The organism is Dokdonella sp., assembly GCF_019634775.1.
Classification (GTDB): domain Bacteria; phylum Pseudomonadota; class Gammaproteobacteria; order Xanthomonadales; family Rhodanobacteraceae; genus Dokdonella.
This window is the reverse complement of sequence record NZ_JAHCAS010000001.1, coordinates 440,550-453,055: the sequence shown is the minus strand read 5'-3', so window position 1 is coordinate 453,055 and position 12,506 is coordinate 440,550. Positions and strand designations below refer to the sequence as shown.

The 12,506-nt window shown below is 69.3% G+C and carries 9 protein-coding genes; 2 read left to right on the top strand and 7 right to left on the bottom strand.

Annotation, left to right across the window (positions count from 1 at the left end; translation table 11 throughout):
- Window positions 1–378 precede the first annotated feature (378 nt).
- The gene (locus KF907_RS01930) at window positions 379–939 is read left to right on the top strand and encodes a hypothetical protein (protein WP_291217623.1); all 561 of its coding nucleotides are present in this window, start codon (window positions 379–381) and stop codon (window positions 937–939) included.
- Window positions 940–1,021: 82 nt separating this feature from the next.
- On the opposite strand, the gene KF907_RS01925 is transcribed toward KF907_RS01930, so the two are convergent.
- From KF907_RS01925 to KF907_RS01905, 5 genes are all read right to left on the bottom strand, one after another.
- Window positions 1,022–1,855: a hypothetical protein gene (locus KF907_RS01925; RefSeq protein ID WP_291217621.1), complete on the bottom strand. Its 834-nt coding sequence runs from the start codon at window positions 1,853–1,855 to the stop codon at window positions 1,022–1,024.
- A complete protein-coding gene (locus KF907_RS01920) occupies window positions 1,842–4,805 on the bottom strand; it encodes a serine/threonine-protein kinase (protein ID WP_291217619.1) in 2,964 nt (987 codons plus the stop codon). Before KF907_RS01920 ends, KF907_RS01925 begins: the two co-directional genes overlap by 14 nt.
- A gap of 429 nt (window positions 4,806–5,234) precedes the next feature.
- Window positions 5,235–6,335, bottom strand: coding sequence for a PDZ domain-containing protein (locus tag KF907_RS01915; protein ID WP_291217616.1), 1,101 nt, complete (start codon window positions 6,333–6,335; stop codon window positions 5,235–5,237).
- A 27-nt stretch (window positions 6,336–6,362) separates the two neighbouring features.
- The gene (locus tag KF907_RS01910) at window positions 6,363–6,920 is read right to left on the bottom strand and encodes a hypothetical protein (RefSeq protein WP_291217614.1); all 558 of its coding nucleotides are present in this window, start codon (window positions 6,918–6,920) and stop codon (window positions 6,363–6,365) included.
- Complete coding sequence (locus tag KF907_RS01905; RefSeq protein ID WP_291217612.1) at window positions 6,890–7,474, bottom strand: RNA polymerase sigma factor; 585 nt, start codon at window positions 7,472–7,474, stop codon at window positions 6,890–6,892. The genes KF907_RS01910 and KF907_RS01905 overlap by 31 nt, the downstream gene beginning before the upstream one ends.
- A 192-nt stretch (window positions 7,475–7,666) precedes the next feature.
- On the opposite strand from KF907_RS01905, the gene KF907_RS01900 reads away from it, so the two are divergent.
- Window positions 7,667–8,683, top strand: a complete 1,017-nt coding sequence (locus tag KF907_RS01900) for a glycerophosphodiester phosphodiesterase family protein (RefSeq protein WP_291217611.1) — start codon at window positions 7,667–7,669, stop codon at window positions 8,681–8,683.
- A gap of 57 nt (window positions 8,684–8,740) precedes the next feature.
- Here KF907_RS01900 and KF907_RS01895 read toward each other — a convergent pair whose 3' ends face one another.
- Together KF907_RS01895 and KF907_RS15410 are read right to left on the bottom strand one after the other, a co-directional pair.
- Window positions 8,741–10,210, bottom strand: a complete 1,470-nt coding sequence (locus KF907_RS01895; protein ID WP_291217609.1) for a choice-of-anchor Q domain-containing protein — start codon at window positions 10,208–10,210, stop codon at window positions 8,741–8,743.
- Between the two features lie 147 nt (window positions 10,211–10,357).
- Window positions 10,358–12,490, bottom strand: coding sequence for a glycosyltransferase (locus KF907_RS15410; RefSeq protein WP_472843846.1), 2,133 nt, complete (start codon window positions 12,488–12,490; stop codon window positions 10,358–10,360).
- Between the last annotated feature and the right edge of the window lie 16 nt (window positions 12,491–12,506).

Sequence of the window (12,506 nt, the reverse complement as noted above, 5' to 3'; positions counted from 1 at the left end):
GGTTCTCTCCCCGATGGATGCGTCGCCCTGAACCTGCCCGGCGGCGCTTGGATGATGGCAAGTGATTGGTATTCAAAGGCGAAACGATCACAGCACCGAAGTCGAACCGGTGTCAAGCGAAGTTGCCGGCTGGTCCGGCGTTCCTCCTTGCGATCGCGGTCGCACAGAGCGCAGTACGCCATTCGGCGCGCGAACATGTCATTTCGGTTGGGGATACTTGGCGCACTCCGTCATCGGAAAGCAGTGGCTCGGGGTCGTCGGGGGGCGATCGGAGCATCCTCGATGGCACTGCCCACGATTTCCGTGGAGGGTGACGCCGCTCGTGGCAGGCGTATGATGTGCGCATGCGGTGTTGCCGCCGGTTGCGCGAGGTGTCCGATGTCGAAGTCCCTGTCGTTGTCCCTGGGGGTCGCCCTGGCCGGGTGTGTCACGTTCGTGCCGACTGCCTCGGCCACGGTCGTCGAGGCGGGCGTGAGTGAATCGGTGTCGATCCAACTGGCCGCATCGACGGTCGATGCCCTGCGCCGCAAGGTGCTCGCGCAGTGTGGACTGGATGGTGTACGCAACACCTTGCCGTGGTACTTCCATTTCGAGTTCGGCCGCGCCCTGCTCCAGGCTGGCGACGCGCGACGTGCGGTCGTGCAGTTGAGCCAGTCGGTCGAGCTCAACCCCGAACCGCGTGCCGACAAGCGCCTCTATGGCATGTGGTTCACCGATTACCTGCCGTATTTCCAGCTCGCCGACGCGCACGTGCGTCTGGGCAACTGGCCATGCGCGGCGCAGGCCTGGCAGCTCTCGCAGGCCAGCGGCGAAACACGCACCGGCCGCCTTGATCCGGCACGCCTGCGTGCGGTCGAGGATGCGATCGGCGCACACGGCGATGCCGTCGGCGCCTGCCACGCGCACGAGGTCGAGGCGCTGGCTTTCGCTGGACTCTGAGGGCATCGCTGCGTGGTGGAAGCGACTCCCGCAAGGCCCTGATACCACGGCTGGCTCCGGCCGCAATGGAATCCAGGCCGGCTCAGGAACCGCTGAAGAACGTCAGGAAGCGCGGCGGATAGAACGCGGCGTCGGGACGGCGCGCGGGGTCGAGTTTGCGTGCGGCGGTGGCGGCGTTGCGTGCGGTGGTGGCCGAGTCGCTGGCTGCGCCGTCGAGCTGGCTGAGTTGCCATGCCGAGGCGGCGCGCAGGGTTTGCTGGTGCCAGCCGATGCGCGCGTTCGCATCCTGTTTCGCGGTCAGGCGCAGCACTTCGGCGTAGCGGCCGGCGAGATAGGCATCGATGGCCGGGCGCAGCATGTCACCTGCGCTGTTCGCGACAGGTTTCGGCGACTCGGCCGGTGGTGCCTGCACGACTGGCCGTTGCGTGGGTTCGGCGGGGGGACGCGTCGGCGTACCTGGCGGCTTGGCGGGTGGGGTCTGCGCGAGCGGCGGTTTCGTCTCGGCCACGGGCGGAGTCGCGGGCGGTTTCGTTTCGGCGGCGATGGCGCTGCCGCAGTCGCTGCGTCCGCTGGCTTCGACCCCGGCCAGGGCCGCGTTGCCGGCGACGAAGCTGCGGTGGGCCGGGTCGTTCCACCAGCGCAGCGCGCCCGCGCAGTCGCCGCTGCGCAGGGCTGCGAGGCCCAGATAGTGCTGCGGTGCATAGACCTCGTAGCGCTGGCCGTACAGGCGCAGGCGTGCGGCCGGTTGCGCGTTGCCGGCGAGCGCGCTCTGCATCAGTCGGCTCACTTCGGCCCAGCGCCCCTCGCGTGCGGCAGCCAGGCCACGTGCGTAATCGTCCTTCCAGTCGGCCAACGCCGGCGCCGCGAAGAGTGCGGCCAGCACCAGCAGCGGGCGCAGGAAGTCAGAAGCCCGCATTGCGCAGGTACTCGTCGGTGCCGAGACTCGGGAAGCTGCCGCTGGTCTGGCTGCGCTGGCGCGCCTGCACGCGTGCAAAGGCAGAGACGGTCTTGTTCGAGTTCGGGTGGCGCAGGGTAACGTAGTAACTGCCGGCCGGCAGGTTCAGCTGCAGCGGGGTGCTGCGCTCCTGCGGCAGTTCGATCGGTTTGCGCGCGGCGTCGAGCACCTGGTCGACATAGCCCCACGGCATGGCGTTGATGACCAGGGTGCCTTTCTGCGCCTCGAGTTGTTCGGCACGCTGTTTCTGCAAGGCGACCACGCGCGCCTCCGCCTCGGGATAGATCGCGGCGAGCACGCGGCTATTGGCCAGTGCGGCCGTGGTCGCGCGGATCGCCGCCAGGCTGGCATCGGCGACGGTCGCGTCATTGGCCGTGCGCACGTCGTCGGCGAGCACGTCGGCGAGCTGCTGTTCGTAACGCTCGGCAGACGCGATGCGCGCTTCGCGCAGGGCAAGGATGTCGCGGGCGACATTGGCGGCGTCGTCGGCACTCAGTGGCCGCTGCTGCAGCAGGCCGGCGATGCGCTGCTCGCGCTCCTGCAGGGCGCGGGTCGCATCGCGCGCCAGCACGCGCTGGCGCACGTCGCCAGCCAGTGATGCGAGCGCGGCATCGTCCGCGTAGGCGGCCGTGCCGGCGGTGGCCAGGGCGGTCGCGGCATCGAGGTCGTCACGCGCAAGCGCGGCGCGCACTGCTTCGGCGGTCAGTTGCGGCAGGGCGCTGTACAGGGTGCGCGCGTCGGCATTGGCTGGGTCTTCGCGCAGCAAGGCATCGAGGATGTCGCGCGCGTTGTCGCGTGCCGGTGGCAGCGGGCGACCGGCGGTGATGGCGATACGCGCGTTGTTGAGCAGTCCGGCAATGCGGATCAGGCGCGCATCGAGCTTGCTTTCGGCATCGTCGCGGATCGCCTTGGCGCCGGCGAGCGCGGGGTCGATGCGCAGGGCCAGCTCGGCGCGATCGAGCGTGGCGACGAAGTCGCCGCGCTCGCGCGCGGCACGCGCGTCGGTGATGAGGCGATCGGTGAGGGTCTTGCGGAACGCGGCGACCGCACCACTCTTCTCGTCGAGCTGGCGTGCCTGTTCGTAGAGTTCGAAGGCGTTGTCGCCAAGCGGTTCGCTGATGCGGCCGGCGGCGAATGCGGCCTGCGCGCGTGCCAGTCGTTCGGCGACCTGGCGCGTGCGGGTCGCCTCGCCCTGCGCGCGCACGATGTCCTCGCCGAGTGCGATGAAGGCCGCATCGCTGCCGAAATCGGCCTTGAGCGCGGCATGCGCCTGGGCGGCCTCGTCGGCGCGGTTGAGCTTGAGCAGGTCGCGCACACGGCGGAATTCGGCGTCGGTGATCACCTTGAGGCGTTGCAGTGCGCCGGCGTTGTCGGGTGCAAGGGCCAGCGCATTGCGTAGCAGGGCATAGGCGCCGTCCGGGCCGTTGCGGCGTCCGCGCTTTTCCGCTTCGTCGGCCTTGGCGAGCAATTCGGTGACGCGCTGCGCACGGGTGCGCGCGGCCTGTTCGTCGCCGATGCGCTTGACCAGCGCCTGCACGGCGTCGTCATCAGGCACCACGAGCAGGGCCTGGTTGGCGCGTTCACCGGCGTCTTCGAGGTTGCCCGCGGCGAGCGCGGCCTCGGCCTGCGCGCGCACCTTGTCGCCGATCTGCTGCAGCAGTTCTAGCGCGCGTGCATTGGCCGGATCCTTCTGCAGCACCTTCTGCACGTCCTCGAAGGCGTTCTCGCCGGGAGGATCGAGCAGGGCGCCGCTTTCGACGAAGCGGTCGGCTTCGCGCAGCAGGGTGCGCACGAGGACCTGCTCGTCCTGGCTCAACTGGCGCGGGGCGAATGCGAGCCAGAGCACGCCACCGATGAGCAGCGCGCCGAGCCCGGCGGCGATCGCTGCGAACAGGCGCGGGCGCTGGCGCAGCGCACGCTGCACGCCGGAGGTGGCATTGCGCAGCGACGGGTCGGTACGCGGCATGCGCAGCAGGTCGAGGGCGAAGCCGGAGTCGCCACCGGTCAGCTCGCCGGAGAAGCCGAGCGCGCGCAGGCGCTCGGACGTGCTCGACGCGGTGATGTCGCCGAGCTTCTTCGCCAGGGTGTCGTTGCCGACCACGATCGTGCGCAACGCGCGGGTGAAGTCCTGCAGGTTCTTGAAGCGATCGGCCGGTGTCTTGGCCAGCATGCGGTCGAATACCGGCTGCAACGGAGCGAGGTCGGCCGGCAGCGGCGGTGGTGGCTGCAGGGCATGGCCCATCAGCACGTTCATCGGGTTGTCGCCGGTGAACGGTGGCTGCCCGGTGAGCAGCTCGTAGAACAGGATGCCGAGGCTGTACTGGTCGGAGCGCCCGTCGGTCTCGCGGCCACTGGCCTGTTCGGGGCTCATGTAGGTGGGCGTGCCCAGCACCAGGCCGGTCTGGGTGATGCGCGAGGCCATCACGTCGGACTGCTTGGCGATGCCGAAGTCGGTGAGCACCGGCGTCGTCGGGTCGCGGAACATCACATTGGACGGCTTGAGATCGCGATGGATCACGCCGTTGCGATGGGCGAACTCCAGACCGTTGGCGAGCTGCACGACGATGCCGATCGCTTCGCCCAGTGACACGCCCTCGCGCATGCGCTCGGACAGCGTGCCGCCTTCGAGGTACTCCATCGAGATGTAGGCGATGTCGTCACGGGTGACGATGTCGTAGACGGCGACGATGTTGCGATGGGGCAACTTGGCCATCGTGCGCCCTTCGAGCAGGAAGCGGCGCTCGAACTCGGGCATCGGCCCGTTCGAGACGCGCAGCTCGCGGCGCATTACCTTGATGGCAACCTTGCGGTCGAGAGAATGCTGAATGGCGAGATAGACGGTGGCCATGCCGCCCTCGCCGAGCTCGCTGAGCATCTCGTAGCCAGGAATCTCCTGGAACTTGCCGGCCATTGCCCCATCCCGATCGACGCCCGGCCGGATCCGCGGCAACGGGCGGAGGCCGGACCGGCCCGTACTGCGCGACGTGGTGATCGCGGGGCGACCAGGCGTGCGCGGAACGACCTGCGGGTGCAGGATCCGCCGCGTCGGGCGAACCGACAGGCTGGCCCGGATCATAGCAAAGGGGCGCGGCTGGCAAGGCGCCGGAGTGGAGGCGCCCCAATCGTTTGATTCCCAATGACGGGGTGACATCCGCAGGGCCCGCAGCGAACCTTGCGGATGTCATGACGCCATTGCGGGATTGACCAGGGCATCCCTTGCACTTCGGCGCCGCTCCGCAACCCGGTAGCCATAGCGACTCAAGTCGCTCGCGCAGCGCAAGGGATCGCGGCTGAAGTCCCACGACAGCCGCCCGGAAGGACACTCCTGCAGGACCCGGTTTCAGAGAGGCTCGGCGGAGTCCGGGTGGGCTGCGGGCGGTTCCGGTGCCTGCGGCGCGACCGGCGGCTCGGGTGGCAGCGGCGGCTCGGGGGGCAGCGGTGCGCTGCGACCGATGCGGAAGATCGATTTGTACTCGGGCACCTTGACCTTCACCGCGAGCGATTTGCGCTGACGCAGTACGTCGAGACTGACTTCGCTGCCGGTCGGCTGGTCGCGCAGTGCACGCAAGGCATCCTCCGGGCGTGCAACCGCCCGGCCGTCGACCTTGCGGATGACGTCGCCGGCTTCGAGGCCGGCGAAGGCTTCGCTGTCGGCCGACAACACGAGCACGCCCTCGTCGGTGCCGAAGTAGCGACCGAGCCCGGGGTTGAGCGTGCTCAGGTTGAGATTCCAGCCCGCGCGGATGTCACGCAGCACTTCGAGTCGGGCAAGGCTGGCGTCCGCGCGGGCGTGATTGGCATCGGATCGCGCGCGCCGCATCTCGACCCGCGCCCGTGCCATTTCATCACGCGCCTGCGCAATGCTTTCACGGAATTCGCGGTTGATCTCGATCTGCGTCACGCCATCCTCGTCAACGAGCAGGCGCGGCCAGCTCTGCGCGGTGCGGCGCTGCGCGGTGATGCGCAGTTCCTTGCCGGGCTTGCCGCCGCGCTCGTAGGCGATGCGCACTTCCTGGCCATCCTTGAGGCCGGCCAGGCGTTCGCGTGCCTCGGCGAGATTCGCGTGTTCGTCCTTGCCGGCGAGCGCTTTGCCGTCGATCGAAGTGATGATGTCGCCGTTGCGCAGGCCGGCGCGCTCGGCCGGACTGTCCGGCGTCAGCGCCTCGATGCGTGCACCGCGTTTTTCCGCGGCGAGGACGACGCCGATCACCGCGCGGTCCGGGTCGGTGATGTAGCGGAATGCGTAGGCACGCGGACCGATGTCGCCGAGTTCGGTCGAGAGCTCGGCCATGCGCCGCGACAGTTCCGCGATCTGCGTGCGCAGTTCGGCGAGCTCCGCGCGCGCGGCGGCACGGTCGACGGGAGCGGGCGGTTCCGCATCGGCCGCGTGGGCGAGCGGCAGGGCGAGCAGCAGGGACAGGCTGAGCAGAGTCGGTTTCATGGTCGGATTTCCTTGGTGCAGGGCGATCTACAGCGAGACCGGCATGAAGGCGGGGTCGCCGGCGAGTGCGGCGGTTTCGAATTGGTTTGTGCTGCGGATCAGGACGAGGTCTTCGAGCAGGCCGACGCGCTGGCGCCACAGTGGCAGTGCTTCGCCGTCGTCGCGTGCGGCCGAGAGCTGCACGTCGACGAAGCCGACCAGATCCTCGACTTCGGCGGCGGCCATCAGGGTCGATGCGCCGAGATCGGTCTGCGCCGGGCGCGCGGCGAGCCAATGTTCGAGTTCACGCGACTGTGTGCGCAGGCGTTCGAGTTCGCTGTTCACCGGTGTCGCGTCGGCGATCGTGGTTGCCGGCCGGTTGGACGCATCGTCCGATTCGTGCAGGCCCAGGCGCACACCTACGAAGCCGAACAGCAGTGCAGCCGCGATGGTGGTCGGCACGTGCCAGCGCGGGCGCCTCGGCGCCAGCGAGCGTTCGAGGGCTGGCCACAGGTCGCCGGCCGGTGTGGCCAGGGGCAGGGCGCGCAGGGCTTCGCCGAGCTCGTCGCGACCGTTCATGCGGTCGCCGCCAATGGGGATGTGCATGGGATGTCCACCTCGCCGGCACCGAGCAGTTCGCGCAGCCGCGCGGTGCCGCGCGCGAGCTGCGATTTCGAGAAGCTCACCGACTTGCCGGTCATGTCGGCGATTTCGGCGTGCGTATAGCCCTCCACGTGGTACAGCCAGATCACGCTGCGCGCGGCTTCGGACAGGCGCGTCAGCGCAGCATCGAGCCGGCCGCGATCGAGGCAGGCCCACGGCATGCTGCCGTCGTCGACCGGCTCGTTGCCCTCATCGAGATCCTCGAACGCCTTGCCGCGCTCGCGGCGCAGGCGCATCAACGCCTCGTTGACCACGATCCGGCGTACCCAGCCCCAGAACGGCGATTCGCCACGGAACTGGCCGATACGCTGGAACAGGTGCAGCATGGCGTCGTGGACGACCTCACGCGCATCCTCGGCGTCGCCGCACAGGCGCAGCGCGAGCGTCCAGGCCGGGCGCTCGAACAGGCGGTAGACCTGCTCGAAGGCCCGCACGTCGCCGCGCCGGGCGCGGGCGAGCACGGTATCGGGGACATCGATGCGGAATGGGCTGGTCACGGCATGCAAGGATGCGCGGTCGCGCGAAAGGGTCGCAGGGAGGCCAAAGGATCGTCCTCCATCGGCGCCGGCCTTGCGCGTGCCGGTCGTCCGGTCGGCTGAAATTCGCCGACGCGGGTCGCCGTGCCCGCGCACGCGCTTGCCACGGCCCGCTGGATCGACCACAGGGCTGTGCCTGTGGCGGGAGTCGCCATGAGCGTGCCCCTGGTCATCGCCCATCGGGGCGCCAGTGCGCTGCGTCCCGAGCACACCCTGGTCGCCTACGACAAGGCCATCGACGATGGCGCGGATTTCATCGAGCCGGATCTGGTGATGACCCGCGACGGCGTGCTCGTCGCGCGCCACGACAACGCGCTCGGCGACACCACCGACGTCGCCGCGCACCCCGGCTTCGCCGCGCGCCGCACGACGCGCACGATCGATGGTGAGATCCTGACTGACTGGTTCGTCGAGGATTTCAGCATGGCCGAACTGGCCACGCTGCGCGCGCGCGAACGCCTGCCGCGGCTGCGCTCGACCGCCTTCGACGGCCAATACGCGATTCCGACCTTCGACTCGATCGTCGCACTGGTCGAACGGCGCTCGCTCGGCCGCTCGCGGCCGCTCGGGTTGATCCCGGAGATCAAGCATTCCAGTCATCACCATGCGTGTGGACTCGATCCCGAGCAGGCCCTGCTCGATGCGATCGCGCGGCATGCATTCCTGCGCTGCGCGCCGCTCGGCGTGCAGTCGTTCGAGGTGGGCAATCTGCAACGCCTCGCGGCGCGGATCGCCGCCTGGCCCAACGTGTTCCTCGTGCAGCTCGTCGGCGCGCCGGCCGATGTCCCGGCCGATCGGCGCCTCGCCGGCGACATGGCGCATACGTACGCCTCGATGCTGACGCCACCGGGGCTTGCCGCGATCGCCCGCTACGCGAAGGTGCTCGCGCCACCGTCGCGCATGGTCGTGCCGCTCGACGCGAACGGTGCGCTGGGCGGGCCGACGCCGCTCGTCGCTGCCGCGCACGCGGCCGGACTCGCCGTGCACGCGTGGACGCTGCGTCCCGAGAACGCCTTCCTGCCGCCGGCCCTGCGCTGTGGCGGCGACGATTCCACGTGCTGCGAACCGGGCGCGATGGCCGAAGCACGGGCCCTGGCGGCCGCCGGCGTCGATGCCGTGTTCACCGACGATCCGGGTCTGGTCGTGCGGGCGTTCGCGAGGATGGCCTGAGGCACGGGATGGGCCCGGACATGCAGCGTTCCGGGTACCGATGTTGACGTGGGCCGGTCAGCGCTCGAAGCCGGTGGCGAAGATCCGGTCCGGGTTGTACTCGACCGCGCCGACGTCGCAGCGCGTGGCCTGGCCACCGTTGAGCGGACGCGGCAGGCCGCGTGCGTCGGTGCCCGGGCAGTTCGTGTTGCTGCCGTTGTCGATCAGCACGCTGCCGGCCGGCAGGGCCAGCGCGGGTACCCAGCCGTGGGTTTGCACGGCCTCGCCGAGGCCGAAGCCGTTGTTCGGGAACTCGGATGAGATCAGGTTGTTGCCGGGCGTGTAGAAGTAGCACGAGGCCGAGCCGGTGAAGACCGCGTCGCCGGCCTGCACGTCGATCGTGCTCGGCGTGCAGGCCGGGCCGGACAGGGGTGGCGCGAACACCGTGTTGCGGATCTCGCTGATGGTCGCGCCGTTCTGTGCCTGCAGGTAGGCGGCGGAGTTGCCGAAGTTGGCCGAGCCGCGCGCGAAGGTACTGTTGCGGATGTTGGCCGTGGTCGGCGGCCGGCCGGTGCGGGTCAACAGGTAGATCCCGCCGCTGGCGAGTGCCGAATTCTCGAAGAACGTGCCATTGGTGACATCCAGGCGCGCGCTTTCGACGCCGATCGCGCCGCCTTCGCGCGCCTCGTTCTGGCCGAACCAGGCACGTTCCAGGGCAACGATGGTGGACGGGCCCTGGCCGAAGACGGCCATGGCGCCGCCGGCTCCGGCCCGACGCGAGCCGGTGGTCAAGCAGGTCGTCGCGTTGTCGACGAACTGCACGTCGCTGAGCAGGGCATAGGCATTCACCGGCAGGTCCAGCGAGAGCGCAGCGCCGGTGCCGCCGATACAGGACTGCGCGCTGGCCGGCGTGGCGACGGTCCTGTTCGAGATGAATTGCGTGCGCTCGACCAGTACCGAGGTTGCGCCGTTGACGCGCACGGCGCCGCCGGCGTTGGCGAGGTTGACGATGCCGCCGTCACTGGACTGGTTGTTGCTGAAACGCGAGCGGGTCAGGCGCAGGTTGCCGTTGGTGCGGATCGCACCGCCGCCGGCGCCGGTCGCCGCGGGACCGTAGTTCACGCAGCCATCGAAACTCGAGTCGAACACCAGCAGGGCACCCTGCGAGCGCACGTCGATGCAGCCGCCACCTTCGCCGCTCGAGCCATTGCGCAGGTTCAGGCCGAGCACCTGGATCGTCTGCGAGCTGCCGCCGGTGAGGAAGCGGAACAGCGGCCAGCCCTGTGCATTGACGACCAGGCCCGGCGCCTGCGTGGCGTCAAGCACGATGCCTTGTCCGACCAGCGGCGGCAGCGGCGTGCTCGTGTTGATCTGCGCATTCGCGGGCAGGACGAAGCGGATCGTCTGCGTGCCGTTGCTGGCCTGCATCTGGTTGATCGCCGCGCGCAGCGTACCGGCACCGTCATCGCTGGTCGTGTTGACGATGAAGGTGTCGTCGGCGAGGCAGGGTCCGCTGGCGAGAAGGACGAGCAGGATCAGATGGCGCATGGGCGTGGTTTCCTACGGTGTTGCCGTGGAATACGCGCAATGGCGCCGGGAACCCCAACCCGATCCGCGCGGGCGCGCCGCGCCGGCCCTGCTGCGGCTGAACCCGCATGCCAGGGATACGTTCCGTGGCAGCAACGTCCGTTGTGATCAGGGCATCCTGGACGGCGCTTGCCGATCGCCCAGCCCCGGCAGGCCGACGATGCGTCGGATCGCCGTCTCCGCGGCGGCAAACGAGAAATGGCGTTCCACGTTGGCGAGGCCGTTGCGCGAGAGGCGGTTCCACAGTGCCTCGTCGCGGTACAGGGCGACGACGGCGATGGCAAAGGCCTCCGCATCGGCGGCGACGAGCACGTCCTCGCCGACCTGCACGTGCATGCCTTCGACCGCCATCGGCGTGGCCACGACGGGCAGGCCGTAGCTCATCGCCATATTGACCTTGCCCTTGACGCCGGCGCCATAGCGCAGCGGTGCGATCGAGATGCGACAGCGGTCCATCAACGGGGCGAGATCGTCGACGAAGCCGTGCACGATGAGGCCGTCGCCGGCCAGCGCCTGCACGGCCGCGGTGACTTCGCTGCCGACCACGTGCAAGGTCACATCCGGCAGCGCGGCACGCACGCGCGGATGCACTTCGCGCGCATACCAGAGCACGGCGTCCTCGTTCGGCGGATGGCGAAAGCCGCCAACGAACACCAGATCGTGGCGTGCGCCGAAGGGCGCACGACAGCCGTACACCTCGTGCACGTTTGACAGCACGTCTACCGTGACGCCGGGTGCATCGTGGGCGAGGATCGCCTGTTCGACCGGACTGACCACAACGGTAAGGTCGCATTCGCGCATAAGGCCGATTTCCTGTCGTCGCGTAGCCTCGGCCAGGCGCGCGAGTTCGGGCCGGTTCTCCAATTCGGCGGCGCGCTGCTCGCGCAGGTAATGCAGATCCACCGTATCGAACACCAGCTTGGCGCGCGGTGCGTACAGGCGTGCAAGTCCGAGGTACTCCCGTGCGACGTAGTGGCGCGAGAGGAAGATCGTGTCGAACTCCGCACCGCGCTCGCGGAAGAAGCGCACGGCGCCGACGAGCCAGGGTTGGTACAGCATCTCCACGCCGAGTCCCTGCAGGGCGGGCGTGTAGCGCTCGATCCAGGCGTGGTTGCTCGGCAGGAAGGCGACGTGGCAGTCGTTCGCGCGCAGCACGCGCATGAGGTTCTGCATGCGCAGGGAACCGGAATCCTGGTCCGGCGTCGGCGTGGTCGCGTCGACGATCAGCACGCGCCTGCGCGCGCGATGCGTCGCGGCGGTCGCGATCGGCGTGCCGGGCGCCGGCTGGCGCGCAAGCGCAGCGTGCCATTTGTCGCGGAACTTGGCCTGGTTGACCACCTGGTAGCGCTTGAGGCCGCTGCCGGTGTCGGTGCCGTTGGAGATGCCTTCGAAGTGGATCACGCGCGCACGCGGTTCGTAGAACACCTTGAAGCCGGCCGCACGTACGGCAAAGGCGAGATCGGTGTCCTCGTAGTAGGCAGGCGCGTAGCGCGTGTCGAAGCCGCCGAGCCGGTCGAACAGCGCGCGGCGCACCAGGATCGCCGCGCCCGAGCAGTAGTCGGCCTCGCGGCGAAACGCGAAGCGCGCATCGTCGGGATCTTCGAAACGTCCATAGTTCCAGCCGGACGCGTCGTCGAAGACGATGCCGCCGGCTTCCTGCAGGCGCCCGTCCGGGTAGACGAGCTGGGCGCCGACCAGGCCGGCGTCGGTTTCCTGTTCGAAGCATTCGAGCAGGGCTTCGAGCCAGCCCGGCGTGACCACGGTATCGTTGTTGAGGAACAGCACGAACTCACCGCGAGCGAGCGCCGCACCGGCATTGCACGAGCCCACGAAGCCGAGGTTTTCGGCGTTGCGCACGGCACGTACGCCACCGACCTGGGCGAGGCGTTGCGCAGTCGCGTCGGTCGAACCATCGTCGACGACGATGACCTCGAACGGCACCGTGCCTGCGTGTTCGCCGAGCGAGCGCAGGCAGGCGGCGGTGTAGGCGAACTTGTTGTAGACCGGAATCACGATCGACACACGTGGCGAGTCGGATACCGGCAACGCGAACGGCGAGAACGCCTCGCTCGGCTCGGCGTAGCGCACGCGCGTCGTGCGTACCGCGCCGCCGCCGAGTTCGCGGCGGATGCGCGCGAGCGTGCCACCGACGCCGTTGCGCGCAAGGCTGCCGCGCAGCCGATGCAGCACGCTGGCCACGTGCGCCTTGCGGAAGGCGAGGCGCGTGCGCAGTTCGCGCAGGCGCGCGGCGGCACCG

Bases quoted from the DNA above. Each gene is read 5' to 3' on its own strand.
- KF907_RS01930 (WP_291217623.1), top strand. From the start codon at position 379: ATGTCGAAGTCCCTGTCGTTGTCCCTGGGGGTCGCCCTGGCCGGGTGT.
- KF907_RS01925 (WP_291217621.1), bottom strand. From the start codon at position 1,855: ATGCGGGCTTCTGACTTCCTGCGCCCGCTGCTGGTGCTGGCCGCACTC.
- KF907_RS01920 (WP_291217619.1), bottom strand. From the start codon at position 4,805: ATGGCCGGCAAGTTCCAGGAGATTCCTGGCTACGAGATGCTCAGCGAG.
- KF907_RS01915 (WP_291217616.1), bottom strand. From the start codon at position 6,335: ATGAAACCGACTCTGCTCAGCCTGTCCCTGCTGCTCGCCCTGCCGCTC.
- KF907_RS01910 (WP_291217614.1), bottom strand. From the start codon at position 6,920: ATGCACATCCCCATTGGCGGCGACCGCATGAACGGTCGCGACGAGCTC.
- KF907_RS01900 (WP_291217611.1), top strand. From the start codon at position 7,667: ATGAGCGTGCCCCTGGTCATCGCCCATCGGGGCGCCAGTGCGCTGCGT.
- KF907_RS01895 (WP_291217609.1), bottom strand. From the start codon at position 10,210: ATGCGCCATCTGATCCTGCTCGTCCTTCTCGCCAGCGGACCCTGCCTC.